Source organism: Paenibacillus sedimenti (assembly GCF_014534655.1).
Classification (GTDB): domain Bacteria; phylum Bacillota; class Bacilli; order Paenibacillales; family NBRC-103111; genus Paenibacillus_E; species Paenibacillus_E sedimenti.
Genome location: NZ_JACVVD010000002.1, coordinates 780,905 through 806,683 on the forward strand (window position 1 = coordinate 780,905; position 25,779 = coordinate 806,683).

Here is a 25,779-nt window from a genome sequence, read left to right on the forward strand (position 1 = left end):
ACGGATGGCTGCCTGGTATGCGATTTTACCATAATGGCGAATTTAGGCGCGATAAAGAGAGGAGAGTGACGCCTGTGGGATTTTATAAGTTCCTGCTTTCCAGACTATTAACGTTTATCTTAGTCGTCTTTATCGGGATTACGACCGTATTTTTTGTACCGAGATTTTTACCCTCGGATCCCGTTGAAGCCTTTATCGGGCGGTTTACCGCCAAGTCGGCTTTTTTGGAGCCGGCGGCGATCGAATCGATACGCAAAACTTTGAACGAATCGTTCGGTCTTCAAGGCTCGATATTTGAACAATACTTTGGATTTATTAAAAGAGTCATTTTCACGCAAGATTTCGGACCTTCCTTAGCCAATTACCCGACGCCGGTGAATGAGCTGATCGGACGTGCACTGCCTTGGACGATGGGGCTGCTGCTTATCTCCACGTTGCTTTCCTGGCTTATTGGCAATGCGATCGGCCTCTTGGCTGGGTTCCGCAAGGAGAAAACATATTCCAAAATTTTGGAAGCGATCTCCATTACCTTATATCCGATTCCTTATTACATTTTTGCTTTAATTCTGATCATGCTGTTTGCGTATATCATCCCCATCTTTCCGCTTTCGGCGAATTTTATGGGGAGCGGTTTTTCGTGGGAGCATATCAAGAGCCTGCTTGTGAACTCAGCTTTGCCTGCACTATCGATTATCCTGGTCGGAACAGGTTGGTGGGTCATCAGTATGAAGACGCTGTCCAGCGGAATTGCGGAAGAAGATTATGTGCATTTTGCCCGTTTGAAGGGGCTGAAAGAAAGAAAAATTATGACCAGGTACGTGCTGCCCAATGCCGCACTTCCGCAAATTACGTTTTTGGCGCTGCAAATTGGAACGATTTTTAACGGCGCTTTAATTACGGAGTTTTTATTCGGTTATCCCGGAATTGGCACCTTGATCTTTAACGCCATTCTGCAATCGGATTATAACTTGATTATGGGGACAATAACCATATCGATTATTGCCGTGGCAGGTGCGACTTTTATTATAGATTTATTGTATCCGTTCCTGGATCCCCGGGTGCGTTATAAGTAGTGCGGATTAGGAGGAAAAGAGAATGAAAAATTGGAACTTTCGTCTAAAAGCGGGAGCGTTCGTCTTGGTCATCTTTCTGATTATAGGATTTATCGTCCCGCTGTTTAACACTGGCAATCCGATTGAGTGGGGGACGTATCCGAAAAACTTGAAACCAAGCTCGAGCCATATATTCGGTACGACGAATCTGGGTCAAGATACGTTTTGGCTGCTCGCGAAGTCGATTCAAAACTCGTTTATTATCGGCATTATCGTTGCTTTTTTCGCGACGGTGATCGGGGCGCTGCTTGGCCTCTTGGCCGGATTTAAGGGCGGCTTTCTCGATAGACTGATTACACTGCTCACGGACTCCTTTATCGTCATTCCGTCTCTGCCCATATTGATTTTATTAGGCAGCTTGATGAAAGGCAGAGCTTCATTAATTTATATCGCTTTGGTGTTAATTATTTTTAACTGGCCATGGCCTGCCAGGCAGCTTCGCTCTATGGCTCTATCGTTGAGGGAGCGGGAATTTATTCATACCGCTGTTTTTTCGGGCTCAAGCACGATCAAAATTATCGTAAAAGAAATATTTCCTTTTGTCGCGGGCTGGTCGATCGCCAATTTCGTCAATACGATCCTTGTTGCCATCGGTTCCGAGTCGGGTTTGGCCGTTATCGGCATGTCCAGCAATGAAAAGGCGACGCTGGGTACGATGATATATTGGGCCAACCAGCATCAGGCTATGTTAGCCGGACGATGGTGGTGGATCGGATCGCCGGTCATTGCCATCGCCTTCATTTTTATCGCCTTGTTCCTGACGATGACGGGATATCAGCAATATTCTGCGTTACGGAGGGGGAAATAACATGCTGCGGTTAAATCATGTAAGCGCGCAATACAACATGCTGGACGAATACGTCAAGGCAGTGGATCATGTTGATTTTGAGGTCAGGAAAAATGAAATATTCGGCATTGCCGGAGAGTCAGGCTGCGGGAAATCGACATTGCTCAAAGTCATGTACGACTTGATCGCCTACCCCTTGGAAATTTCAGAAGGCTCGGTGGAACTGCATTCGACAGACAAACAGGGCAAGACGACGGTTTATACCAACGGCGAGATTCACAAAAGCTGGTGGAAAGTCATTTCATATGTGCCGCAGGGTGCGATGCATGTCATGAATCCGGTGACCAAAATCAAAAGCCAATTTTTTGACGCCATCAGCAAATACCATGACAAAAAAAGCAAAAAAGAGCTCGAAGCGGAAATTGCCGGTTATTTGAAAGAATTGGAGCTTTCGCCTGAAGTGCTGAATGCATATCCCCATCAGCTGAGCGGAGGGATGCGGCAGCGCGTTCTAATCGCGCTTGCGACATTTTTGCATCCGGACATTGTGCTGGCCGACGAACCGACAACCGCACTGGATGTTGTTGTTCAGCGGGGTATTTTAACGATGCTCTCCAAGGTGCAAAAGAAGATGAAAAATTCAATGGTCATCGTCTCCCACGATATGGGGGTTCATTATCAAATCACGAACCGAATGGGTATTATGTATGCCGGCCAAATGATTGAAGTCGGGCCTACGGAGCAAATCTTTAACAACCCGCAGCATCCCTATACGAAAATGTTGATCAATGCGCTTCCTAAAGTAGGGGATAACAGCCAGAAGGAAGGCATTCCCGGTACTCCACCCAGCTTGAAAAATCCTCCTGCAGGCTGCAGATTTGCCGCAAGATGCCCGCTCGCCGAGGACATATGCCGAACGCAGGAGCCGGCCCAGTTTAATGTCGGGGAGGATCATTATGCCAGCTGCCATTTGCTGAATGATTGGATCGTGGAGGGGAAGAGACATGGCGCATAACATTTTGGAAATCAACAACCTTTCGCGACAATTCAAAATCGGGGGCATGCTGCTAGGCAAGAAAATTGTGGCTGTCGATAAGGTCGATCTGAAGCTGCCCGGCGACAAACCGCAAATCATGAGCATCGTGGGTGAATCCGGCTGCGGGAAAACGACACTCGCCAGAATGATTTTACGCTTGCAGGAACCTTCGTCTGGCGACATTCGATTAGACGGTACTCCATTGTCGCATTATGACAAGCGTCAGCACCGGAAAGAGTTTCTAAAGAAGGTACAGCCCATTTTTCAAAATCCATTCACTTCATTCAGCATGAGGAAAACGGTGGATACCTATTTGTTTGAAACGGCATTAAACCTGGAAATTGCCAAGACTAAGCAAGAAGCGCAAAGGATCGTCAGTGAAGTTTTACATTCGGTAGGGCTTGAACTTAATCATATAAGCGGGAAATACCCGAATCAATTTTCAGGGGGAGAACTGCAAAGAATTTCCATCGCAAGGGCATTAATTCCGAAACCGAGTTTAATTGTAGCGGATGAGCCGGTAGCGATGATTGACGCATCCCTGCGCATGAATATCGTGAATTTGTTTAAAAAGCTCAAGGACGAGTACAAAGTTAATTTCATATACATTACTCACGACCTTTCAACGGCTTACTATGTCAGCGACTATATTGCGACAATGTACCGCGGACAGCTCATCGAATTCGGCGACGCCAGAAACATATTAAACAAGCCGTCACACCCTTATACGGAGTTATTATTGGATTCAATACCAAGAGTAGGAAAAAAATGGAACGAGGATATGGTGCTACCCGATATGGAAGACAAGGAATATGGGCTGAACGGCTGTAAGTTCGCAAACCGATGTATGTATGCCCAAGATATTTGCCGCTCCATTGATCCGAATAAAGTGTATATCGATCCGGAGCATATGGTTCTTTGCTTTAAACATAATGATTACAAGTGAAAGAAGAACTTAATTTTGTGCAAATTTGAAGTAACTTTCTCTATATCTGTTCGGCATCCGATTTTTTATAATGAGGGCGTAGCTGATAAAACAAGGAGGTACACCCTAAGTATGGAGCATAAAGCGCCTTTATTATTAACGGATGAGCAGATGAGAAAGTTTATTACAGATGGTTTTTTGATTTTAAAAACGGATTTCTCGCGTGAGTTCCATCGTCAATTGCTTGAACAATTGAACTACGTTTATGAACATGAAGGAAATCCGGGCAATAATTTGCTGCCCCGGATCCGTGAACTTCAACAGGTTTTCGATCACCCGGTCGTAACCGGAGCTTTAACGAGTGTGCTCGGACCCGATTATATGCTTCATGCGCATCGTCACGGTCATTTTAATGCTTCTTCGAAGGCAGGCGGATGGCACAAAGACAGCTATTGGGGTTACCAAAAAATACGGAACCACCATCCATGGTGGGCGATGATCATGTATTTCCCGCAAGATACGTCCATAGAGATGGGACCGACCGGTATTATGCCGGGAACGCAAAACTATGAGTCAAGAACTTTTGTGTCCGATGAAAATAAGGAAGAGGCGCTAGCCAGCGGTGAAGCGGGAACGTTTGCGTTGATCCATTATGATATTTGGCACCGATCGACGCCGAATGTGCTGGGCAAAGAACGGTATATGCTAAAGTTTGAGTTTATGCGGACACAAGCGCCGACAAGTCCCAGCTGGAATCATATGGATAAAGAGTGGAAGCTGCCGGCACTTGTTGGGGCGCCCTACATGGCGCAGGAAACGATGTGGGAAGAGACCTGGAACTGGTTGTCCGGCAGAGTCGGCAGCATTGCAAATACTGTGAAGGAAGATGCAGAATACGTTCAGCAGCTTGCTGTGGATCTGCGGGATGCATCGGAGCCGAACGCGCTGCATGCGGCTTATGAGCTTGCGCGTTGCGGAAAGCTCGGCATAGATGCGCTGCTGCAAGGCATTCATCACGAAGAGATCGGGGTTTCGCGCATTTCTGCTTATGGATTATCCGTATCCGGCATCGATGCGGTCCAAGGATTGTCTGAAGCGCTGGATAGCAAGCGAATCGAGACGGTGATCCATGCTGTATTTGCCTTAGGTGAATTAAGAAGATTAGCTGCAGTGACCGTGAATAAGCTGATCGGCCTTCTTGAGCATCCTTCAAACAAAGTGCGGCAAGCCGTTGTTGAAACGCTGGGCATGATCGGCGGACCGATCGATGCGATTGTTGCCGGTTTGATCCGATGCTTAAAGGATGAAGACGTGCAGGTCCGGTTTACCGCAGGCTTGTCGCTTGCGCGAATAGGGGCTCCGGCGGAAGCGGCCGTACCGCAATTGCAAATCGCTTTGGACGATGAGAACCGCTATGTGCGCGCCCATGCGCTCGAGGCGCTGCGCTATATCGGAACGGAGGATGCGAAAGATGCGTTAATCAAGCATCTCTTCAACTCCCGCTGGTGCTCGAACACGACGCCGCAAAGCACGTTCTATCCTTAATCGTTTGCTCATATTACTTAGTTTGAGGATTTAACATCAATTCCCGATAGGTGCTGGGGGCGTAGCCGCTGTGCTCTTTAAACATTCGAGAGAAATAGGCTAATTCCAGACCTATCGAATCGGCAATCGAGGATATGCTCAGATTGGTGAAGGTCAATAGATGCACGGCTTTTTCCAAGCGATGTTTGTTGATGTATTGGATCGGGGAGAGTCCCGTAAAATTTTTGAACACATGAATAAAATAGTTCGGTTGAAAATGCGCAATGGCGGCAAGTTCTTCTACGGTCATATGATGGGAAGCGTTGTCCTCGATATATTGAAGTACCGCGCTCATCTTATCAAACGTAGAGCTTGTTTTCATATTGAATCTGGTATGGTCGCATAGTTCGATGAAAGTAGATATGATCTCCAGCAGAATCGAGCGAATACGCAACCCGGAAGTTAGATCATCCCTGTGCGCATAGTCAATGAGACGTTCAAAATGCCCCTTCATCTCCTTCGCATCTTTTACCGTTACAACGTAGGAGGAGGGATTGACGAGATCAAAGAGCTGCAGATCTACCAGTTTAGAAGTGAAGTGGCACCAATATTTGCCCAGCGTGTTCTCGCTGACGGTTCCATAGGATTGAAGGACACCCGCAGGCAGAATATAGAGTTCACCCGGCTTTGGGGAGTACTCTTGGCTGCCTATTTTTAAATAACCCTCTCCCTCCATGATGTAGTACATTTTATTGAAGTTCGGTGTGTAATCATAGTCATGCCAGGAGAGAGGCACTTTGGTATAAGCTGCAATGGATAGGTCAAGCTGTACATTTGCTAGGTATTGGTTCTGATATTGGTTCGAGCCAAGTCCGGTTATATTGCCCATTGGTTTGCACCATCCTCTGGTCGGATCGATCTAAAAAAATGCTATGCCGGATTGTACCTGTTGTCAAGAAAGGATTTGAGGGATAACGTTTGGAGGCGGGACATATGAGATTATCGGGAAAAATTGTGCTGATCACCGGCTCCGGCTCAGGAATCGGGAGAAGCTCCGCGCTGCTGTTTGCACATGAAGGCGCTGCCATTATCGTCAACGATCGGGATGCGGACAAGGGAGAGGAAACAGCCGGAGATATCTGTAAAGCCGGGGGCGAAGCGATTTTTATTCAAGCGGATGTGACGGACCCCGAGTCCGTTAAGACGATGGTGGACTTCGCCATCAAGCAGTACGGACGTATTGACGTGTTGTTCAACAACGCAGGCGTCAGCGGGGTAGGGGCGCTTCATGAGGTGGAGCCGGATGCGTGGGACCGGGTCATGAGCGTCAACATCAAAGGCGTATATTTGCCTAGTAAATATGTGCTTCCTCATATGATGGAGCGAAAGTCGGGCAGCATCATTAACATGTCTTCCTGCATCGCGGAGATCGGATTGGCCCGCAGGGCTTCCTACGCAGCGACCAAAGGAGCCGTGCTCGCTCTCACCAAATCGATGCAGGTCGATTACGTGCCTTACGCGATACGAGTGAATGCACTGCTTCCTGGCACCATTCTTACGCCATTCGTTGAGAATTACCTAAAAACCTCCTACGATGACCCGGAACAAGCGATCGCTGCACTGAAAACCCGTCAATTGAGCGGCGATTTGGGCAGTCCGGAGGATGTGGCGCGAGCGGCATTATTTTTGGCCTCGGATGAATCGAAATTTATGATGGGCTCCCCGCTGTATATCGACGGGGGCGTCGTATTCGGCAAAAATGCCTAGAAAAATGGCAATGGAGGAGAGAAGAAAACGGTTATGAAATTATTGACGTTCATTCAAAACGGTCAAAACCGACTAGGGATCAAAACGGATCGCGGCGTTCTCGATGCGGCAAAGATTGCGCAAGCTTTAAGCCTCACCGATACTCCGCTAACTGTTCATGAAGCGATAGAAGGAGGAGGCAAAGCTATTGCCTCTTTGCAGCGTTTGGCGGATCTCGCGCCGGCGGAACCGGCAGCAGGAGCGGATTATTGGCTGGACGAAGCGGAGCTCGAGTGGGGCTCTTGTGTGACGCATCCCGGGAAAATTATTTGCGTAGGCCTGAATTACCGCAAACATGCGGAGGAGACGAAGGCGGCGATTCCGGAATATCCGATTCTGTTCAACAAATTTGGCAATGCCCTTACGGGCCATAACGAAGAGGTTATACTGCCCGAGGTTTCGCAGCAAGTGGACTACGAGGCCGAGCTTGTCATCGTGATGGGCAAGCAAGCGAAAAACGTATCGAAAGAACAGGCCCTCAGCCATGTATTCGGGTATTGCAATGCGAATGATCTCTCCGCCCGCGACCTGCAGATGAGAACGAACCAGTGGCTGCTGGGCAAAACCTGCGACGGGTTTGCGCCGCTCGGACCGTATCTGGTTACTGCTGACGAAGTCGGCAACCCGAATGATCTCTCCATCCGTTGTACGGTTAACGGAGAGGTGCGACAGCAGTCCAATACGTCGGATATGATTTTCCATTGCGACGAGATTGTCAGTTATATCTCCAGGCATTTCACCTTAATGCCCGGCGATATTATTTTGACGGGAACGCCGGAGGGCGTCGTGCTTGGCTATCCGCCCGAGAAGCGGGTATACCTGCAAGAAGGCGATGTTGTCAGCGTTGAAATTGAAAAGTTGGGGACACTGACGAATCGGATGGTTGCCGAGGCTTAAACGATGTTAAGAATTCTTTTGCGGGGTGAGTTCATGGCTGGCGACATTCATGCGGGGGCTGACGCCCTCGTTGTCGATATCCGCGATCATGTGGCAACGGCTTTGCGGGATTTGGCGGAAGGCGATACGGCATCCATCCGGCTAGGTGAAGAGCTGATTTCGGTCAAGCTCCTTCAAAAGATCACGTTCGGCCATAAAATCGCAATTGCCCCCATGGCGCAAGGGAGCGAAGTTCGTAAATATGGGGAGGTCATCGGTCGCGCAACCGAGGCCATCGATGTCGGCATGCACGTGCACGTACACAATGTTGAAGGAATCCGCGGACGAGGCGATCAGGCGGACAGGGAGGGACAGGGATGAGAACGATACCTGCTTATTTGCGCCCGAACGGCGATATCGGCATCCGCAATCACTTGCTGGTTATTCCAACGGTGATCTGCTCGAACCAAGTGTGCAGCCGTATCGTACAGTCGGTGCCTGATACCGTGGCGATCCCGCATCAGCACGGATGCAGTCAGATCGGCGCTGATAAAGACAGAACCTTCGATGTGCTGGCGGGAACGGGGAAAAACCCGAACGTGGGCGGCGTCATTATCGTCAGCCTGGGGTGTGAGGTGGTCGATCCCGAGCAGCTTGCCGAAGAAATTCGGAAGACGGGCAAGCCTGTTGAATTTTTCGATATTCAATCGGTAGGCGGCTCAGTGAAGGCCATTCAGTACGGCATTGAACTGGCAAGACGAATGAGAGCGGAGCTCGACGAGCAGCGGAAAGCGGAGGTGCCGATCGGCAAGCTGAAGGTCGGCGTCAAATGCGGAGGTTCTGATGCGACTTCCGGTCTTGCTTCCAATCCGGCACTCGGCGCAGCGGCCGATTTGCTGATCGCCGAAGGCGGCGGCATCGTCATTGGCGAGACGACGGAAATCATCGGAGCGGAGCATGTACTCGCGGAACGCTGCGCGTCGACGGAAACGAGGGAGCAGCTGTTCTACATCGTAGAACGCTTCGAGAAGGAAGTGGATCGGATGGGGGCCGACATGCGCGGAGGCAATCCGAGCCCTGGCAATATAGCCGGCGGCCTCACTACGATCGAGGAGAAGTCGCTGGGGTGCATCAGCAAATGCGGTACAGCCCCGATCGAAGGCATTATCGAATATGCAGAGGAGATCCCGGAGGGAGGACTTTTCTTCATGGACTCCCCGGGTAACGATATCGAGTGCGTCTCGGGCATGGCTGCCGGAGGAGCCCACATCGTGTGCTTCACGACGGGGCGTGGGACGCCGACTGGCGCGGCCGTCGTACCTGTCATCAAAATTACCGGAAACCATAAGACCTTTCGGCATATGGAAGATAATATGGATGTGGATGTCAGTGATATTTTGAACGGAACCTTCAGCTTGCAGCAGGCGGGAGAAAGGATCTGGCAGGAAATCGCGGAGGTCGCGGGAGGAAAGCTGACGAAGGCGGAAATCCTGGGCCATCAGGAGTTTAGCATAAACCGCATTGGTCCGAGCTTATAACGGGATATGAATGATTATGAACAATAAAAAGGGACAGAGCGCTAGGATAGGGCCCTGTCCCTTTTTATTTAACGCGCAGGCGCGAAACCGGCGACTTGCTTCAAAATACCCTCGATCTGCTCAATCGTTTCCGGTTCAAGCCGAACGTTCACGGCTTTTACGTTCTCCGCGATTTGGTCCGGTTTCGTTGCTCCGATTAAAGCCGAGCTTACATTAGGTTGACGGAGCACCCATGCCAGTGCGAGCTGTGACAAAGATATTTCAAGCCGTTGAGCGACTTGGTTCAAGTCCTCGACACACTGAAGCACCTGATCGTTCAGGTAGCTTTTAATAACGCCATTTACTGAATCGTTGGCCGCACGGCTGTCCGTAGGAAGCGGTTGACCCGGTTTGTATTTACCCGTAAGAATGCCTTGTGCAAGAGGAGAAAACACAATTTGTCCAAGTCCTTTACGCTCTGAAACGGGAATGACTTCCCGCTCGATATAGCGCTCGAACATGTTGTAAATCGGCTGATTCGAAATCAGAGGACGCAGCCGCAGCCGTTCTGTGATACCTGCAGCCTCGGCAATCTGTGCGGCGCTCCACTCGCTTACGGCGGCGTAGAGGATTTTTCCTTGTGCGGTCAGATCGTCCAAAGCGCGTAACGTTTCCTCAAGCGGCGTATTCGCGTCGTATCGATGGCAGAAATACAAATCCAAGTAATCGACGCCCAAACGCTTCAAGCTCGCTTCGCATTGCTCCATGATATGCTTGCGTGACAAACCGCGGTCATTAGGCCCTGAATCCATCGGGAAATACACTTTTGACGAAAGCACATAGCTGGATCTTGGGTATGCTTTGAGCGCTGCTCCCATTGCTTTCTCGCCTTCGCCCCGGTTGTAAGCATTTGCCGTATCAAAGAAATTGATCCCGCTTTCAAATGCTTTTTCCATACACGCGTCAGCAGCTTTTTGTTCTGCGGCTGTGCCATAAGTCAGCCAACTGCCAAGTCCGATTTCGCTCACCTTCAAGCCGCTGTTTCCTACGTTTCTATATCTCATCATGCCATCCACCCTCTCACCTGATCGTTCTGGTGTCATTATAATTGAGGTCTGGAAAGCTGACAATGAGGCACTATTTTTTCAGTAAGTAACCTCCAATTAAGTAAGTGAAGATTGACGGTAGCGAAGCGGAGTCGTTTTGGTAATATGCCGGAATACCCGCCCGAACTGTACCAACGAACCGAAACCGACTTGCTCGGCAATCGTAATCACCTTTATTTTAGTGCTCGTAAGCAGTCTCTGCGCTTCTTGAACACGAACCAGATTGATATATTCAACAAGCGAAAATCCGGTAATTTCTTTAAACATCCTGCTTAAGTAGGCGGGGCTGATTTCAAATTGCAGAGAGAGGTCATCCAAGCGAATGGGTTCCGAATAATGCACATTAATGTGCCGTACGATGGTTGATATTTTCCGATGAAGCGGGCTGACGTGATCCGGAGATGTAACGGGATGCGTGCGGATAAAACGTGCCGTAAACATCAGGAGCTCTACGAGATAGTGCTTGAGTGCAAAATTTTGTCCGAGCAGCGGTTCTTTGGCCTCATGTATCAATTTGCCAAGAATGTCTTCCGCCATACGCCGGGTAGGCAGGTCTAACCGAATGACCGGAGAGCCATGGGTAAAAGCTTCCAATAAAAATGGCGCATCCTCCAGCAAACCCTCAAGAAAGCTGTCGCTGAAATTTACGACCACTCTCGCATGTCCCAATTTCTCGGAATCCGAAGTCGCATGCAGCTCACGCCGGTTAATCAGCACCAGATCGCCCGGAAGAATAAGATAAGAGCGGTCGCGGATGAAATACATGCGCTCGCCTTCATACAAATAATAAAGCTCATACATTTCGTGCATGTGCTGCGTTCTTTCGAACGAGCCGGAACGATGAATATGCTGGATATAAAAGGGCCCGTCCTCTTCATTGCCGAAAGTGACCGTGCGAGACATGAAACCTGCTCCTTTGGATGAAGTATGTGTTTGCAGTATACCATGATTTCAGTGAAAAATATGAATAGTTTTAATGAAAAATAAGAAAAGATGATGAGAAAATTTACGTTAATTGCGATACGATGAACTTATCATGATGCAGTAAACGTTTGCACAAAATAAGGGAGGATTACCGCAATGAAACAGCTTATTGAGGCGTTACAATCAGGCAATTTAGCCGCAATCAATACCTCAGACTTAAAAGTGTATGCTTCATCTTTCACAGAAGTTGGAGGCACGAAGTTGCTTTTAGTTCGATCAAATACTGGGAAAAAACTCGTCGCTGTAGGCAAAGGCGAAATCTATGATCAATTAATCGGAGAGAGCGTGGATGGGGGCAAAATTTGTCCGCTTACCCATGAAAACCGGCTTACGCTAAACCAATTTTTGCCATATACGGCTCCTCAAGCATTCGGAACGCAAGTGGCTACGATGGGACTCGGAGACCGGCTTGGCATCGCCAGCCCGGGCCACATCCAAACGCTTCGCGGTAAAGATATCCGCCCTGTTCTAGCTCAGCAAAGCATCCGTGAGTTGGCGCTAACAGGCCGGACCTACGAAGATGTGCTGGATGCGGCAGCTTATGCCGTTTTTCAAGAGGGATACAGGGACGGTTATGGCGCAGACGGGGATCACTTGAAGAAGGAAGAGGACATTGAGTACGCGCTGCGTTTAGGTTTTACGATGCTGACGCTGGACTGCTCAGAGAAGATCGATAACACGATTGACGGTCTGACCGATGCTGAAGTAGCTGCCAAGTATGAAAAGCTTCCGACCAGCCTGCGCAGCCGATATGAGGAACGTTACCTGCAAGCGACACCTAATGTTCCTGGCGCGAGCTTAACGTTCACACGACAATCGCTCATGAAGGATGTACTGATCTATGATGCAGCGATCGACTTCATGGAAGCTATTTTCCGAAAATATATTACAACGCTGGATCGGGCGGTCGATTTTGAAATATCGATCGATGAAACGGCTACCCCGACATCGCCGGAGGCGCATTTCTTAGTGGCGAATGAGCTTCGTCAGCGCGGCGTAACGATATTCAGTATGGCGCCGCGCTTCTGCGGGGAGTTCCAGAAAGGCATCGATTACATCGGCGATATCGCACAATTTGAAAAAGAGCTCGCGAGCCATGCCGCCATCGCGGTTCACTTCGAATACAAATTGAGCATTCATTCCGGCAGCGATAAATTCAGCGTGTTCCCGCTGATCGGCCAATACACGAACGGCTTGTTTCATTTGAAAACGGCAGGCACAAACTGGCTCGAGGCCGTCCGCGTTGTGGCGAAAGTCAACCCTTCCTTGTACCGCCGTATGCACCAATATGCGCTGGATCACTTTGAGGAAGCGACTGCTTACTACCATGTGACGACGGATATAAACGCAATTACTCCGCTTGCAAGCGTGAGCGATCCACAATTGCCGGAATATATGAACGAAAATAACGCTCGCCAGCTGCTGCACATCACGTATGGCTTGCTTCTGCAAGCCAAAAATGCCGATGGCAGCAAACAGTTCGCAGACGAGTTCTTCCAGACCCTTGCCGAGCAAGAAGAGTCCTTCGCCGAGGGCTTGAAAAAGCACATAGGCAAGCACTTGGAGCTGCTGGGTAAATAAATCATAGAGCCGATCTCTTAAATCAGAGGTCGGCTCTATTTTTTAGGCTTTGTTATTCTTCATTGTTGATTTCTAACCATGAGATAAACCTCTATCGGGGTCTTTCGAAGATGTGCGACCGCGTTCAGCGGAAGGTTTATTCGCCAATAAGAATTTCGTTTTCCGATCATCGGAAACTTATAAATTCTTATGTGGTAAGAAAAACCACCTAAACAATTAGCGATCAATTCGAAACAATCGTTCCCCCATATATACTCGAAAAATCATACACAAAAGCTCTAATTGAAGCGAAGAGCCCGATTTTATATGAAATTTCATACAGAATCGTTGTTTCTGTGATTTATGAACCTTCGCAGTTCCGATCTTTTTTAAGTCCCGTTACTTAAACAAAGAAAATCAACAACAAAGTTTAACAGAGTCTTTTTTTTAATAAAATGAAAGTTTTAAAAGCAGGCTTTCAAAACCGAGAAGGTTGGACGAAACTCGGAGAAGGAGGAAACGGAGCGTAGTTTACTACGTGAGTACCGGACTTCCCGATTTCGTTCAAGATTCGACGTCGAATAATCCTCCTGAATGTTCTTCGTTTTGAGATAAACCTTTATCGAAGTCATTCGAAGATGAGCGACCGCGTTTAGAGGTAGGTTTATTCGCCAATCAGACTATCGTCTGATGTGGACAAAGTCGTTTTTTTAAACCTCCTTTAGAAGGAGAGGTGGCGGTAGGCGGTGGGGGACATGCCCGTCCACCGTTTGAATTGCTTGCTGAATTGCGACAAATCCTTGTAACCGAGCTGCTCGGCGATTTGTTCCACGGATTGTGTGGGATCCATGAGCAGAAGTTTGGCTTTACGAAGCTTGATGGTGCTTAAATACTGGCGCGGGGAAATGCCGTAAGCTTTCTGAAACACGCGATTGCAGTGAGTAGGGCTGTAGCCGAGCTGTTCTGCAATCTGTTCAATTCGAAAAAGTTCACGATCGTCTGAGCGAACCGAACCGTCGTTCATCCAAGCCTCCTCGATAGAGGCTGCAATCCGGGCTGCCAACTCCGATGCAGCGGGTTGCGAGGAAGATTGCTGTTCTTCTTGAAGCAGTACCTCGCATAATGCTGCGAACAAGCGGAAAGAAGCATGCATCGTCAGCAGCTTCTGGTTCAATTCGCCAGCGGATTCGTCGCCCGCCATATTGGCCACATCCTGAAGAATGGGACGAAGGATCCGCTCAAGCGGACTGCCCGCAGGGTACAGCACCTTTCTCATTTGATTCAATTGTTGGCGAAACCAAGGGTCGTCCACTTCCATATGCACGCATACATACTCCATGGTGCCACCGTCGGCAGCACCGAGGCTGGCATGTGTAGAGCCCGGCAGAATCCACAGCAGATCGCCTTGTTTTTGCTGATAATCTTTCCTGTCGACCTGCATATGCTGAGTTCCTTCAAGCACCAGATTTAGCTCATACAGCGCATGCCGATGCTCGGGAAACGACCACTGGGCTTTGACTTTGCGTCGGTGTGCGGCGAACAAACGGAACGAAACTTGCAAATCAGGCAGCATGCTGCCGCTTACCATATGATCAAGACCGGAGGGTAAGGATTCATGAGTGGGACGTACCAACGTTCGCTCGCTCCTTTGAAGGTGTTGTCGATTCCCAGTATTATATCATGAAGAAGGAATATCATGTTTGTTTTGTCCAAATGAAAGCGAGTTATGCCCATTGGATAAAGATTTTTCCGGACATATGATTAGGGCATATAGGTATAGAAGGGAGCACTTAATAATGCCAGCTAATCAATTTTTTAACGCGCATCACGCTCCAGTGGGAGCGTTTGCAAGCTTTACTCTCGGATTTCCGGGCAAAAGCGGAGGATTCGATTTGGAGCAAGGACGCCCGCCGGGGCAAAATATATATATCGGTCTCGAGTCCGCCAAGGGTGGTACTTACGAAGCTCTGCCTTTTTTTGAATATGGGGAAGATGAGAGTCAGCGTTACGATATTGAGAATCCCGATCCGAACCCGAATAAGCCGAAGATCGTCTTTCCATTTGCTCGTGATGCGATTCGAAGAGACTTTCATGTAAGCACAGATACTTGGAAAGCCGGCGATCTGGAGTTCCGTATCATTTCACCTGCTCAATCTGTGCCGGATCCGACGACTGCTAGTGATGAGGAGCTTAGACTGGCTCTTGTTCCAGCCGTGCTCGCTGAGATTACCGTAGACAACACGAAGGGGACTGCAGCCCGCAGAGTGTTTTTGGGCTATCAGGGTTCCGATCCATACAGCTCCATGCGCAGACTGGACGATACGCTGGACGGCATTGCAGGTGTCGGGCAAGGACGAATCACGGCCATTGTTTCCAATGATCCCGATGTTCGATCCGGCTTGCACTTCAGCATTGAAGACATCCTGACTGTGAAGCCGATGGAGAATCTAACCTTCGGTCTCGGCACAGTCGGCGCTCTGTTAGCAGACACGCCAGCAGGCGAGAAGCGGACTTATCGTTTCGCGCTGTGTTTCCACCGTTCCGGCATCGTAACGGCAGGTTATGATGCTTCATACTTGTATGCACGTTTGTTCAAAAACATTGAAGCAGCAGCAAGCTATGCTTTGAACCATTACGAAGAGATCTCTGTACTCGCGCAAAAATCAAATGTTAGCATTGATTCCTCCAAACTATCGGAAGATCAAAAGTTCATGTTATCCCATGCGATTCGCAGCTATTACGGCAGCACGCAGCTCCTTGAAATGGACGGCGACCCGTTCTGGGTCGTTAATGAAGGCGAATACCGCATGATGAACACGTTTGATCTCACAGTCGATCAGCTGTTTTATGAGTTGGCGCTCAACCCGTGGACGGTTCGCAATGAACTTGATATGTTTTCCAATCGATATAGTTATGAGGACCGGGTATGTTTTCCGGGGGACCCCACGGAGTATCCGGGGGGGATCAGCTTTACGCATGATATGGGTGTCGCAAATACACTTTCCAGACCGCACTATTCCTCCTATGAGTTATATGGACTGGACGGCTGCTTCTCTCATATGACGCATGAGCAATTGGTGAACTGGATTTTGTGCGGGGCTGTCTATGTGGAGCATACGGGAGATCAGCAGTGGCTGCAGAACAACTTGTCTCTGTTTGAGCAGTGCCTGCAAAGCATGTTGAACCGCGACAACCCGAACCCTGAGCTGCGCAACGGCATTATGTCGCTGGACAGCACGCGCACGATGGGCGGAGCCGAGATCACAACCTATGACAGTCTGGACGTTTCCCTCGGTCAGGCTCGCAATAACATTTACATGGCGGGAAAATGCTGGGCATCCTACGTGGCAATGGAGCGTATTTTCAAACAAAACGGCCGTGAGGATCTGGTCCGAACGGCAGGTGATCAAGCGCTCAAATGCGCTCGCACATTAGTAGGGTTCGTGACGGAGGAGGGATACATTCCGGCCGTTGTCGGCGAAGGGAACGACTCGAAGATTATTCCGGCCATTGAAGGCCTGGTATTCCCTTACTTCACGGGCAACAAAGATGCACTCGACGAGACTGGCCGATACGGGTTCTACATTCAAGCGCTGAAAAAGCATCTCGATACAGTACTTGTGACCGGAACATGTTTGTTCCCGGACGGCGGCTGGAAGCTCTCTTCGACGAGCAATAACTCCTGGCTCAGCAAAATATATTTGTGCCAATTCGTTGCGCGCCAAATTTTGAATCTTCCATGGGATGAAAAGGGGGCTGCGGCAGATAGCGCCCATGTTAGCTGGCTCACGCACCCGACCTTATCGGTTTGGAGCTGGAGCGACCAAATCATTTCCGGGGAAATTCAAGGCAGCAAATACTATCCGCGCGGTGTCACAAGCATCTTATGGCTTCAAGAGGAACAATATCGCGCCTAGCGCGGTTATAGTGTCCAACTTGCATCTTTTCACGGCTGTAATAGCCCGAAATAAGACCGTTACAGCTCAACTTTAAAGAAATAGGCTGACCTATCAGTAGTTAGAGCTACTAAAGGGTCAGCCTCTTCTTTTACTTATGATTACTTTTCGTTACTGGGTTCGTTACGCAAATCGTCTTCATCCGGATATGCCCGCGGGATATCTTGGTGAAAATCCCGATTCTCGTAAGAATAGGTGTTGGACGGCCGCTGATCTTCGCGCCATGGCGTGCTCTTGCCGAGCGATTCCGTAATCAGGTCCGATCCGTAAGGCCCGTCGGGAAATTCCTCGGCAGTCAGGTCGTTGCGCTGCGACTCGACCGTCTTTAGATCGGTGTACTCGTCCCTGTATTCATCAATGAATCCTTTGGATTGTTTCTTCTCTTGTTCATCGAAATCCTTGCTCATGAAAAAGCCTCCTGTCCATTTGCCAGTGCTTTTTCCATTTTCCCCAACGATGAACTTAAATATCCGTGAAATGGATCGAACCAATTACTTGGGACAAGAAGGCATTCAGCTCTTGTGCTTCTTCCTCTGAGATTTTATATGCATATTCCAAATAGCCTTCTTCGGCTAAATCGTCCGGACCCATGACGGCGCTGCGTCCTGTTTGCAAATCAATCACGAGCTTCTTGCCATAATAGCGGGTTGTAGTCATAATTGCGAGATCAAAGCGATGCATCGATTCGCCGCCGATAAAACAAACGAAACGAGTCGTCGTTTCCTCCGAATGGTCGTATAAAAAGTCAAAATCAGACATGATGGCCCTCCATCCTCTTCCTGGTATGCACCTATTATACCTGAAAATAGCTCGGCAACAAAACACCTCTTGCGCCCATCTGACAGACATGGTATGATTTGGATATTCGAAAGGGAAGCACCTTTTCTACATGACGTAGAAGAGGTGCTTTTTGTTTTTCTGAATCTAATTCTAATTGAGCATGGAGGAGATGGAATGAACGTAGTATTTTTGAACACTTTGGAAAAGGAAGCGGGGGATAGTCGGGTTACGTCGGCGCAAGTCTCGATTGGAGAAGCACAGGGGATCTGGCATGTCTACTGGAGCGAGCCGGATACGGGGGGCCGAATGGCACAGGACCAGTGGTACCAAGGCGTCAGTTGGGATGAGATGCTGGGCGCTTTCCGGCAAGGTCTTCGCGATAAAATGCGAACCGGTTTTCGGCCCTTGGTGAGCACGGACTTGGAATTGGCGCAACGGTCGGGTAAAGCGAAATTGACGCAGATGCTTACGTTTTACAGTGAGGAGAATCCGAATGAGGAGATGTTTGAGAGCTTGCGGGCGTGGAGACGGGAACAAGCAGCACGTGAGGGCAAAGCGCCTTATATCCTGGCGACCAATCGCGTGCTGCGCATGATCTCGGTCTTCCTTCCGCAGAATTCAGACGAACTGCTGCAAATACCCGGATTCGGCGAGCAAAAGACGTCCATGTACGCCGCCGATTTACTTAAGCTTACAGCAGAGCACCAGCGTTCGCATGGCTTTCCATTGGATTGGGTCGCGAATAGCGTTGACACTTCAAAGTTTGAAGCTTGGCTGATCGCTCAGAAAGAGCAAAAGCTTCGCACAGAGCTCGACCGGGAAGTCAGCAAGCGCAAGCTGCTCGAAATCGTCACTAGCGGCGGAAATCTGGCTGATCTGCAGAAAGCTTTATCCATGCCTCGCAGGGAGCTGCTGATGTGGGTGGAAGAACTCGAGCGGGAGGGCTACGATATGGATTCGCTTGTGGAAGCGGAACTTGGCTCCGTATCCGAGGAGGATCAGATCAAGGCATGGAGCGCATTCGAGGCAGAAGGCGATCGCTATTTGAAACCTGTGCTGCAGCGCATCGCTTCTGCTGAAGAACTTAAAGGCAAAGAGCTGGACCGCGCCTACGAGTGGCTTCGCTTGCTCCGGCTGCGTTTCCGCCGCGAGAAGGATAATGCCGCTGTACAGGCAGCGAGCTAGTATTGACACGCTTTGCGGAATGTGTTTAAATGAACACTAAATTTAACATACAATCAATGCGATGACGGATATGGGGTTACCCTGAGTAGGAGAAATGCCGCTGCTTCAGAGAGTCGGTGGAAGGTGCGAACCGGCGCAAGCGTGGATCCGAATTACAGTCCTGAGTTGGAAAAGGGAACATGCGCAAGTATGGCATTAGTAGCTTTTACCCGGCAGTAACATGCCGTTATGATACTAAGTGAAAGAGATTATTCTCTTTAATTAGGGTGGTACCGCGAGACAACCTTCTCGTCCCTTTGTGGGGCGTGGAGGTTTTTTTGTTTTTAGGATTGGATTATTAGGGACTTAGTAGAGGAGGCTCATTTAATGGTTACATGGGATCAACTGACAAAAGAGCAGCAGGGTGAAGTCGATCGTCAATGGCATATCGTTCGCAGGGGCACTGCACAAATCGTTCCTGAAGAGGCGCTGAAGCAGAAAATTATGAATGCTGTCCATACGGGCCAGCCGTTAAAGGTGAAACTCGGCCTGGATCCATCGGCGCCGGATATTCATATCGGGCATACGGTCGTACTGCAAAAGCTGCGCCAGTTTCAGGAGCTTGGGCACGAGGTGCAGCTCATTATCGGTGACTTCACAGGAAGGATCGGCGATCCGACAGGGAAGTCGGAAACGCGCAAACAGCTGACAGAGGAGGATGTGAAGCGAAACGCGGAGACATACCAGAAGCAGTTGTACAAAATTTTAGAGCCAGGCAAAACGAAATTCTACTACAATTCCTCGTGGCTGGGTGAGCTCAAATTCGATGATGTGCTCAAGTTAGCCGGTAAAGTCACTGTTGCCAGGCTACTCGAACGGGATGATTTTGCTAAAAGGTATGCGGGCAATCTTCCTATCCATTTACACGAATTTTTCTACCCGCTCATGCAGGCCTATGATTCCGTTTCCTTGCATACGGATATCGAACTCGGCGGCACGGATCAAACGTTCAACATCTTGATGGGTCGAACATTGCAAGGGGCATATGAGATGAACGACGGGCAAGTTGCTATGTTGATGCCGCTGCTCGAAGGGCTCGACGGTGTGCAGAAGATGAGCAAGAGCTTAGGAAATTACATTGGTATTGATGAGTCGCCGAACGAGATTTACGGCAAGACGATGTCCATTCCTGACAATCTGATGCTAAAATACTTCGAACTCACGACATCCATTGGAAATGATGAGCTCCGGGAATTGGAGCAAGGTCTTCAGGCAGGAACGGTACATCCCAGGGATGCGAAAATGCGGCTCGCAAAAGAATATGTCCGCATGTTCCACGGAGCTGGGGCAGCTGATGAAGCGGAGCAGCATTTCATTGCCGTATTCCAAAAGCGGACATTGCCTGACGAGATCGAAGCTGCTCTACTGCAATCCGAAGAGCTGGAAGACGGAGCGATCTCGATGGTCAAGCTGCTTGTCACCCTTGGCCTGCAAGTATCCAATGGTGAGGCAAGACGCAGCATTGAGCAAGGCGCTGTCAGAATCAACGAGCAGAAAATTACGGATATCCATGCATTAATCGTGCCGCAGAACGGCGATATTGTACAAATCGGCAAACGTAAATTTGTCAAATTAGAGTTGGTTTAGGCATGGGAAAAGGACCATTCCTTTAGCAATTCTACATTGCTACGGAATGGTCCCCAATCGTCCATTTACAACCAACCTTTTTTACGGAAAAATACGTACATCCCGATTCCAAGAAAGGCCATAATCACCAGACTTATTGCATCAGCGTGAGGAATATGAAGGAATCCGAGTATATCATCGAAATTCATTCCGAATACCCCGGTGATGAACGTGAGCGGAATAAAGATCGTCGTCACCGCGGTAAATACGCGCATGATTTCATTTGCCCGGTTAGCGACGCTGGACTGATAAGCTTCTCGCAAGTTGCCCATCAGATCGCGAAGCGTATCGAACGTATCGACGATTTTCACCGCATTTTCATAAATATCGCTGAAATATTTTTGCAGCTGATGGTCAATCAGCTTAAGTTCTTTTTTTCCAAGAGTTCCTATTAAGTCGCGCTGCGGGACGAGCACTTTTTTGAGCCACAGGATTTCGGACCGCAGCCCGATGATCTCATTCAAATGCGTCTTCTTCGTTGCCATAAGAATATCTTCTTCCAGCTTCTCAATCTTATCTTCGATACGGTCACCGACCGTTACGTAATTATCGACGACAAGATCGGCCAGATGGTAAAGGAATCGATCGGGACTGTTCACTTCTTCTTCCCAAAGGAACGGCTTCAATGCACGAAGCTCATTAATCTTTTGCTTGGTAACGGTTATAATTACATGCTTGTTTAGAAAAATATTAAGTGCGCGTAAGAAAATCTCTTCGTCATCAAATCGGATGCTGTTAATAACAATAAAATAGTGCGAATCGTAAATTTCAATCTTAGGACGCTGTTCTTCCTCGCTCAAGCAATCCTCCACGGCCAGATCATGCAAATGAAACAAGGGCTGAAGAACTTCCAGATCTTCAATCCCCGCGTCAATCCAATAAAAGCCGTTCTCCGGAGGTGTAAGCGCGACGGTCACATCCTCGATCAAAGTAAATACGCCGTTTTGTACCCATCGTGTTTTCATCTGATCCACCCCTTCGAATGGAACCAGCCGGTAAATCTCCTATCGTAATCAGGCTACGGATGGATGGAGAACCGACTGTAGTCCCGCCATATAAAATTGTTCACTTACTCTGCAGCTTCTACTCCTCGGGTCTCCGTCCATACGTATGCCCCCCTTTTCCGTCCGTGTCGAATACTTGTCTAGTATAACCCTTCATTTTACGCGTTTCAAGCCGAAAAGTTTGGATTGATGAAGCTATTCCTTTTAAAATAGAGTATGGTAATAAGGCATGTCTGGTTCATGGGTGAAACAACGGTTGCCCAACGTCTCAGGGCGATGTATGATCATATTTATTAGGAATGGTTAAATAACTTTACTCATAAGCAAAATTTCTTGTCATATAAATACATATAGGATGGGAGTATGATCCATTATGTCGGTATTTAAGAACCGGATCCAAGAACTTCGAATGAAAAAAGGCACTTCTCAAGACGAACTTGCTGCTTTTTTGGGAAGAAAGAGAGCAACCGTGTCCAATTATGAATTAGGAAAAACCGAGCCTCAGTACGCGGATCTAGTGAAAATCGCTGATTATTTTAACGTAACTGTTGATTACTTACTAGGCAGACCAGGCGCTGAAAAGCATTACTTCGCTTCTAACAGTTCTAGTGCTCTTCCAATAGAAGAGCAGTCCTTGCTTGACCAATTTTTGAAAGATACAGAAGCGTTGCTGCGTGAAAAAGGAAATTTGGACGAAGATAAATTGGCCTATTCGTTAAAATTTATGGAATTTACATTTTTAGAAGATCTTGAGGAAAGTAAAAGAAGCAAAAAATAGCAGTAAAACACCTAAAATTTTCACTTTTCCCATTTTCTTATTTATTTTTCGTGATATAATAATTTCCAGTAATGTCCTATTTTTGAGGGAGTTGATTTGTTTGGATCATATAGAGGATTTATACAAAGGTATTGGGGAACGATGCCCTTATAAATTAGCCAAACATCAAGGGGTTAAGCTTACGTATCTCGATGATCTTGGTGACATCTGTGGACTATACAAACAAACTACACCAGAAAGTTATCGTATTTTTTTGAATGCTAATGTAGATATCGAGATGCAGGAGAATGTGGTTCACTTATTGATTGAACATCATAATACAGAGCTGAAAGGCATGCAACGCCTTATACTTAAGAAAGACCTGCAAATGCTGCAGCATTTGGGCCAAGAAATTCGCAAAGCCGATACTTATATTGCCGACATCTTCCTTCAAGGGTTCCTTGGTATCCATAACAAATAAATATTTTAATTGAAAAAAATGCCCAATCCCTTGATAGCAAGGACCTGGGCATTTTTGCGTACGAAGAGCTATTGCGTAACGACGTTGTTCAAAATTTTCTCTTTCATTGCCATGTAGGTATCAATGATCTCCGAGTCGCCGCATTTTAACAATTCTTCTTCATTCTCGGCCCCGTAGATATGACTTAGAAGCTGAACAGCCACTTCGGCCTGCGAAAGCGTTGGCTTGGACGTTTCAAGCAACGCGGAGTATCGATGCAAGGAAGCAAAAGCCGCGAAGCTATCCGATGATTTAACAGACATGATATGACCTCATTTCGTTGTTAAGATTAGTATTTAGAATGTTGGTAATTTTAAACCTGTCTCACCCCGGGTTTTCAAAGAGTATCGTAATGATACAATTTGTATCATTTTATCATATTGCTTATCCAATAGACAACTTTTCCCTCCTTTTCTAAAGTATACAAGATCATTTGCGAAAAAATCGGCCAACTTCAAGTCATCTTCAAAACAAAAATCGGGCCCCCCTCAGCCATCTTAAACCGGCTTTCGGGACAGCCCTCACCAAATGATTTAGCGGAAATCTACATCGATTCTTTTTTTGACATCCGGTTTCGTTTTGGGCATGCGGATCTCAAGAACTCCGTTTTTATAAGTTGCCTTGACACCTTCGGATGCCACGGTAGCCGGCAAACCGATGGAACGTTGAAAATGTCCGACAAAGCGTTCTTGCCTGTACATATTCTGTTCTTTGACTTCATTGGCTCTGTTGATGCTGCCGCTAATTGAAAGAACATTGTTTTCGATATCTATATTTACATCTTCTTTCTTTTTGAGTCCCGGTATATCGCATGTTGCGACGACTTCATTATCCGTTTCATGGACATCGACGCTTAAATTACCAAAAGAATGTCCAAAGCTTGATCTAAAGGCCGGAAGGTCGGTTGTGAAAAAACGATCAAATTCCCGCCTCATATTTTCGAGATGACGAAACGGTTCATAAGGTACTAAAGGCATTTGAATGCTCAACCTCCTGTGATAGTTGTATAATTTTAGCAATTTTAGATGAACTCATTTATCATAAATTATTCAAAAATATCTTGATGAAATTTGATATGGCGGAAACGATTCGTTAACCTCCCATGATTCCACAATACGATGGGCGGTGTGGAAATCGTATCCTCTCCCCATCAAATATGTGATGGCTGCAACCTCGAACATGGAGTGAGTGACCGATGTGTACTTCTTTTCATGTAAACCATATTGAACGACCGGATAAATGCTTTCGAGCACATAATTTCTTAATGTATGATCTATCATTTTTTCACCTTTCCTTTTACAAATTATTTTTTGGTGGTCTGGGCATTTACTACAGTTTCATGCTATTCGCCCGGATGCAGGAAGGAACCGGACAATCGCCCAATACTCATCTCAAAAGTGGTCACAGATGGGCTTGCCAAATCCCTTGACAACAGAGCATTTTATAGTATTATTAATAACAACTGAATAGGTTTTACTTTCTTATCAAGAGTAGGTGGAGGGACTAGCCCGATGATACCCGGCAACCGACAAACCTTTGAGCTAACAAAGGAATGCACGGTGCTAATTCTTGCGGAAACGCTGTACGAAGCGAATCTGGGAGATAAGAGTGAGGACATGACTTTGAATTTCTATGACCTTTCTCTGATTCCGGAGAAGGTCATTTTTGCTTTCACCAACAACCCAAACAAGTGACAAAAGGAGTGAACAGGATGCCGATCAAGATTCCTGACAACCTGCCAGCCAAAGAAATATTAAATCAAGAAAACATCTTCACGATGGATGAATCTGTCGCGTATCATCAGGATATTCGTCCACTTCGCATTGCTTTGTTAAACTTGATGCCGACGAAAGAGACAACCGAAACACAATTGCTGCGCTTAATCGGCAATACCCCTTTGCAGGTGGAATTCGTGCTTCTGCATCCCAAGACTCATACTTCCAAAAACACTTCCGCTGAACATCTGGAATTGTTCTATAAAACGTTTGAAGACATTCAAGACGAGAAGCTGGATGGCATGATCATCACGGGTGCGCCTGTTGAGCAAATGGAGTTTGAAGATGTGAATTACTGGGAAGAATTGACGCAGATTCTCAACTGGAGCAAGGAGAATGTCACTTCCACACTGCACATTTGCTGGGCCGCACAAGCTGGCTTGTATCATCATTTCGGCGTACCGAAATATGCGCTGGATAACAAGATGTTCGGTGTATTCCCTCACACGGTGAACGTGCAGAATACGAAGCTGCTGCGCGGCTTTGACGAAGTTTTCTATGTGCCGCAGTCACGTCACACTGAAGTCCGCCGTGAAGATATCGAGAGATGTCCGGATTTGGAGATTTTATCCGAATCGGAAGAAGCCGGCGTATATATCGCAGCAACTCGCGATGGCAAGCATATATTCGTTACCGGGCATTCGGAGTACGATGCCTGCACGTTGAAATGGGAATATGACCGCGATGTGAATAAAGGGCTCGAAATTGCCGTTCCTAAAAATTATTACCCTAACGATGACCCAAGCAGACAGCCTTACAACACTTGGAGAGCGCATGCGAACCTGCTGTTTTCCAACTGGCTGAACTATTACGTGTATCAAGAAACGCCGTTTGATCTGAACGCCGTCAACAAAAGTCTTGCTAGCGCACAACTGTAAATTGAATCGTACCCCACGAAGGAGGA

At 47.8% G+C, this 25,779-nt stretch carries 26 protein-coding genes, 1 riboswitch and 1 other annotated feature; of the genes, 16 read left to right on the plus strand and 10 right to left on the minus strand.

Annotated features, from left to right (window positions below; all coding sequences use genetic code 11):
- The first annotated feature begins 74 nt into the window (after positions 1-74).
- The 5 genes from ICC18_RS08235 to ICC18_RS08255 all read left to right on the plus strand — a co-directional run bounded on the left by ICC18_RS08235 (position 75) and on the right by ICC18_RS08255 (position 5,405).
- Positions 75-1,073: an ABC transporter permease gene (locus ICC18_RS08235; RefSeq protein ID WP_312029498.1), complete on the plus strand. Its 999-nt coding sequence runs from the start codon at positions 75-77 to the stop codon at positions 1,071-1,073.
- Between the two features lie 22 nt (positions 1,074-1,095).
- Positions 1,096-1,920: an ABC transporter permease gene (locus ICC18_RS08240; protein WP_188173867.1), complete on the plus strand. Its 825-nt coding sequence runs from the start codon at positions 1,096-1,098 to the stop codon at positions 1,918-1,920.
- Between the two features lies 1 nt (position 1,921).
- Positions 1,922-2,914 carry an ABC transporter ATP-binding protein gene (locus ICC18_RS08245; protein WP_188173868.1) on the plus strand — a complete coding sequence of 331 codons (993 nt, stop codon included), beginning with the start codon at positions 1,922-1,924 and terminating at the stop codon, positions 2,912-2,914.
- A complete protein-coding gene (locus ICC18_RS08250; protein WP_188173869.1) occupies positions 2,904-3,881 on the plus strand; it encodes an ABC transporter ATP-binding protein in 978 nt (325 codons plus the stop codon). The genes ICC18_RS08245 and ICC18_RS08250 overlap by 11 nt, the downstream gene beginning before the upstream one ends.
- A gap of 111 nt (positions 3,882-3,992) precedes the next feature.
- Positions 3,993-5,405, plus strand: coding sequence for a HEAT repeat domain-containing protein (locus ICC18_RS08255; RefSeq protein ID WP_188173870.1), 1,413 nt, complete (start codon positions 3,993-3,995; stop codon positions 5,403-5,405).
- 13 nt (positions 5,406-5,418) lie between these two features.
- On the opposite strand, the gene ICC18_RS08260 is transcribed toward ICC18_RS08255, so the two are convergent.
- A complete protein-coding gene (locus ICC18_RS08260; RefSeq protein ID WP_188173871.1) occupies positions 5,419-6,273 on the minus strand; it encodes an AraC family transcriptional regulator in 855 nt (284 codons plus the stop codon).
- A 104-nt stretch (positions 6,274-6,377) separates the two neighbouring features.
- Here ICC18_RS08260 and ICC18_RS08265 point away from each other — a divergent pair, with 104 nt between their 5' ends.
- From ICC18_RS08265 to ICC18_RS08280, 4 genes are read left to right on the plus strand one after another with little or no spacing between them, the layout of a single operon-like run.
- On the plus strand, positions 6,378-7,151 hold the full coding sequence (locus ICC18_RS08265) for an SDR family NAD(P)-dependent oxidoreductase (protein ID WP_188173872.1): 774 nt from the start codon (positions 6,378-6,380) through the stop codon (positions 7,149-7,151).
- A gap of 33 nt (positions 7,152-7,184) precedes the next feature.
- On the plus strand, positions 7,185-8,087 hold the full coding sequence (locus tag ICC18_RS08270) for a fumarylacetoacetate hydrolase family protein (protein WP_188173873.1): 903 nt from the start codon (positions 7,185-7,187) through the stop codon (positions 8,085-8,087).
- A 3-nt stretch (positions 8,088-8,090) separates the two neighbouring features.
- Positions 8,091-8,447 (plus strand): UxaA family hydrolase, encoded by a 357-nt coding sequence (locus tag ICC18_RS08275; RefSeq protein WP_312029499.1) that lies wholly within the window; start codon positions 8,091-8,093, stop codon positions 8,445-8,447.
- Complete coding sequence (locus tag ICC18_RS08280; protein WP_188173874.1) at positions 8,444-9,604, plus strand: UxaA family hydrolase; 1,161 nt, start codon at positions 8,444-8,446, stop codon at positions 9,602-9,604. The genes ICC18_RS08275 and ICC18_RS08280 overlap by 4 nt, the downstream gene beginning before the upstream one ends.
- Positions 9,605-9,672: 68 nt before the next feature.
- Here the strand turns inward: ICC18_RS08280 and ICC18_RS08285 are convergent, their stop codons facing one another.
- Together ICC18_RS08285 and ICC18_RS08290 are read right to left on the minus strand one after the other, a co-directional pair.
- The gene (locus ICC18_RS08285) at positions 9,673-10,647 is read right to left on the minus strand and encodes an aldo/keto reductase family protein (RefSeq protein ID WP_188173999.1); all 975 of its coding nucleotides are present in this window, start codon (positions 10,645-10,647) and stop codon (positions 9,673-9,675) included.
- Between the two features lie 99 nt (positions 10,648-10,746).
- Positions 10,747-11,592 carry an AraC family transcriptional regulator gene (locus ICC18_RS08290; protein ID WP_188173875.1) on the minus strand — a complete coding sequence of 282 codons (846 nt, stop codon included), beginning with the start codon at positions 11,590-11,592 and terminating at the stop codon, positions 10,747-10,749.
- Positions 11,593-11,769: 177 nt separating this feature from the next.
- Here ICC18_RS08290 and ICC18_RS08295 point away from each other — a divergent pair, with 177 nt between their 5' ends.
- Positions 11,770-13,254: a tagaturonate epimerase family protein gene (locus ICC18_RS08295; protein WP_188173876.1), complete on the plus strand. Its 1,485-nt coding sequence runs from the start codon at positions 11,770-11,772 to the stop codon at positions 13,252-13,254.
- Positions 13,255-13,954: 700 nt separating this feature from the next.
- Here ICC18_RS08295 and ICC18_RS08300 read toward each other — a convergent pair.
- On the minus strand, positions 13,955-14,866 hold the full coding sequence (locus ICC18_RS08300) for an AraC family transcriptional regulator (RefSeq protein WP_188173877.1): 912 nt from the start codon (positions 14,864-14,866) through the stop codon (positions 13,955-13,957).
- Between the two features lie 163 nt (positions 14,867-15,029).
- Here ICC18_RS08300 and ICC18_RS08305 point away from each other — a divergent pair, with 163 nt between their 5' ends.
- Entirely contained in the window at positions 15,030-17,150 is a 2,121-nt protein-coding gene (locus ICC18_RS08305) for a glycoside hydrolase family 52 protein (RefSeq protein WP_188173878.1), read from the plus strand.
- Between the two features lie 140 nt (positions 17,151-17,290).
- Here ICC18_RS08305 and ICC18_RS08310 read toward each other — a convergent pair whose 3' ends face one another.
- Positions 17,291-17,596, minus strand: a complete 306-nt coding sequence (locus tag ICC18_RS08310; RefSeq protein WP_188173879.1) for a hypothetical protein — start codon at positions 17,594-17,596, stop codon at positions 17,291-17,293.
- Between the two features lie 55 nt (positions 17,597-17,651).
- Positions 17,652-17,948 carry a DUF3055 domain-containing protein gene (locus tag ICC18_RS08315; RefSeq protein ID WP_188173880.1) on the minus strand — a complete coding sequence of 99 codons (297 nt, stop codon included), beginning with the start codon at positions 17,946-17,948 and terminating at the stop codon, positions 17,652-17,654.
- A 195-nt stretch (positions 17,949-18,143) separates the two neighbouring features.
- Between ICC18_RS08315 and ICC18_RS08320 the strand changes: the two genes are divergently transcribed.
- The gene (locus ICC18_RS08320) at positions 18,144-19,154 is read left to right on the plus strand and encodes an HRDC domain-containing protein (RefSeq protein WP_188173881.1); all 1,011 of its coding nucleotides are present in this window, start codon (positions 18,144-18,146) and stop codon (positions 19,152-19,154) included.
- Positions 19,155-19,206: 52 nt separating this feature from the next.
- Positions 19,207-19,453, plus strand: a binding site (T-box leader).
- Between the two features lie 67 nt (positions 19,454-19,520).
- Positions 19,521-20,780: a tyrosine--tRNA ligase gene (gene tyrS / locus ICC18_RS08325; RefSeq protein ID WP_188173882.1), complete on the plus strand. Its 1,260-nt coding sequence runs from the start codon at positions 19,521-19,523 to the stop codon at positions 20,778-20,780.
- A 65-nt stretch (positions 20,781-20,845) separates the two neighbouring features.
- Here tyrS and corA read toward each other — a convergent pair whose 3' ends face one another.
- The gene (gene corA, locus ICC18_RS08330; RefSeq protein WP_188173883.1) at positions 20,846-21,784 is read right to left on the minus strand and encodes a magnesium/cobalt transporter CorA; all 939 of its coding nucleotides are present in this window, start codon (positions 21,782-21,784) and stop codon (positions 20,846-20,848) included.
- 412 nt (positions 21,785-22,196) lie between these two features.
- On the opposite strand from corA, the gene ICC18_RS08335 reads away from it, so the two are divergent.
- Together ICC18_RS08335 and ICC18_RS08340 are read left to right on the plus strand one after the other, a co-directional pair.
- Positions 22,197-22,601: a helix-turn-helix domain-containing protein gene (locus tag ICC18_RS08335; RefSeq protein ID WP_188173884.1), complete on the plus strand. Its 405-nt coding sequence runs from the start codon at positions 22,197-22,199 to the stop codon at positions 22,599-22,601.
- 100 nt (positions 22,602-22,701) lie between these two features.
- A complete protein-coding gene (locus ICC18_RS08340; protein WP_188173885.1) occupies positions 22,702-23,061 on the plus strand; it encodes a hypothetical protein in 360 nt (119 codons plus the stop codon).
- Between the two features lie 68 nt (positions 23,062-23,129).
- Here ICC18_RS08340 and ICC18_RS08345 read toward each other — a convergent pair whose 3' ends face one another.
- From ICC18_RS08345 to ICC18_RS08355, 3 genes are all read right to left on the minus strand, one after another.
- Positions 23,130-23,363 (minus strand): hypothetical protein, encoded by a 234-nt coding sequence (locus ICC18_RS08345; RefSeq protein WP_188173886.1) that lies wholly within the window; start codon positions 23,361-23,363, stop codon positions 23,130-23,132.
- Positions 23,364-23,633: 270 nt separating this feature from the next.
- Positions 23,634-24,077, minus strand: a complete 444-nt coding sequence (locus ICC18_RS08350) for an Hsp20/alpha crystallin family protein (protein ID WP_188173887.1) — start codon at positions 24,075-24,077, stop codon at positions 23,634-23,636.
- Between the two features lie 72 nt (positions 24,078-24,149).
- A complete protein-coding gene (locus ICC18_RS08355) occupies positions 24,150-24,380 on the minus strand; it encodes a hypothetical protein (RefSeq protein WP_188173888.1) in 231 nt (76 codons plus the stop codon).
- 198 nt (positions 24,381-24,578) lie between these two features.
- A riboswitch (SAM riboswitch) is annotated at positions 24,579-24,709 on the plus strand.
- A gap of 102 nt (positions 24,710-24,811) precedes the next feature.
- Here ICC18_RS08355 and metA point away from each other — a divergent pair.
- Positions 24,812-25,753, plus strand: coding sequence for a homoserine O-acetyltransferase MetA (metA, locus tag ICC18_RS08360; RefSeq protein WP_188173889.1), 942 nt, complete (start codon positions 24,812-24,814; stop codon positions 25,751-25,753).
- Positions 25,754-25,779 lie beyond the last annotated feature (26 nt).

Coding starts and splice junctions, on each gene's coding strand:
- ICC18_RS08240 (WP_188173867.1), top strand. CDS start 1,096: ATGAAAAATTGGAACTTTCGTCTAAAAGCGGGAGCGTTCGTCTTGGTC.
- ICC18_RS08245 (WP_188173868.1), top strand. CDS start 1,922: ATGCTGCGGTTAAATCATGTAAGCGCGCAATACAACATGCTGGACGAA.
- ICC18_RS08250 (WP_188173869.1), top strand. CDS start 2,904: ATGGCGCATAACATTTTGGAAATCAACAACCTTTCGCGACAATTCAAA.
- ICC18_RS08255 (WP_188173870.1), top strand. CDS start 3,993: ATGGAGCATAAAGCGCCTTTATTATTAACGGATGAGCAGATGAGAAAG.
- ICC18_RS08260 (WP_188173871.1), bottom strand. CDS start 6,273: ATGGGCAATATAACCGGACTTGGCTCGAACCAATATCAGAACCAATAC.
- ICC18_RS08265 (WP_188173872.1), top strand. CDS start 6,378: ATGAGATTATCGGGAAAAATTGTGCTGATCACCGGCTCCGGCTCAGGA.
- ICC18_RS08270 (WP_188173873.1), top strand. CDS start 7,185: ATGAAATTATTGACGTTCATTCAAAACGGTCAAAACCGACTAGGGATC.
- ICC18_RS08275 (WP_312029499.1), top strand. CDS start 8,091: ATGTTAAGAATTCTTTTGCGGGGTGAGTTCATGGCTGGCGACATTCAT.
- ICC18_RS08280 (WP_188173874.1), top strand. CDS start 8,444: ATGAGAACGATACCTGCTTATTTGCGCCCGAACGGCGATATCGGCATC.
- ICC18_RS08285 (WP_188173999.1), bottom strand. CDS start 10,647: ATGAGATATAGAAACGTAGGAAACAGCGGCTTGAAGGTGAGCGAAATC.
- ICC18_RS08290 (WP_188173875.1), bottom strand. CDS start 11,592: ATGTCTCGCACGGTCACTTTCGGCAATGAAGAGGACGGGCCCTTTTAT.
- ICC18_RS08295 (WP_188173876.1), top strand. CDS start 11,770: ATGAAACAGCTTATTGAGGCGTTACAATCAGGCAATTTAGCCGCAATC.
- ICC18_RS08305 (WP_188173878.1), top strand. CDS start 15,030: ATGCCAGCTAATCAATTTTTTAACGCGCATCACGCTCCAGTGGGAGCG.
- ICC18_RS08310 (WP_188173879.1), bottom strand. CDS start 17,596: ATGAGCAAGGATTTCGATGAACAAGAGAAGAAACAATCCAAAGGATTC.
- ICC18_RS08315 (WP_188173880.1), bottom strand. CDS start 17,948: ATGTCTGATTTTGACTTTTTATACGACCATTCGGAGGAAACGACGACT.
- ICC18_RS08320 (WP_188173881.1), top strand. CDS start 18,144: ATGAACGTAGTATTTTTGAACACTTTGGAAAAGGAAGCGGGGGATAGT.
- tyrS (WP_188173882.1), top strand. CDS start 19,521: ATGGTTACATGGGATCAACTGACAAAAGAGCAGCAGGGTGAAGTCGAT.
- corA (WP_188173883.1), bottom strand. CDS start 21,784: ATGAAAACACGATGGGTACAAAACGGCGTATTTACTTTGATCGAGGAT.
- ICC18_RS08335 (WP_188173884.1), top strand. CDS start 22,197: ATGTCGGTATTTAAGAACCGGATCCAAGAACTTCGAATGAAAAAAGGC.
- ICC18_RS08345 (WP_188173886.1), bottom strand. CDS start 23,363: ATGTCTGTTAAATCATCGGATAGCTTCGCGGCTTTTGCTTCCTTGCAT.
- ICC18_RS08350 (WP_188173887.1), bottom strand. CDS start 24,077: ATGCCTTTAGTACCTTATGAACCGTTTCGTCATCTCGAAAATATGAGG.
- ICC18_RS08355 (WP_188173888.1), bottom strand. CDS start 24,380: ATGATAGATCATACATTAAGAAATTATGTGCTCGAAAGCATTTATCCG.
- metA (WP_188173889.1), top strand. CDS start 24,812: ATGCCGATCAAGATTCCTGACAACCTGCCAGCCAAAGAAATATTAAAT.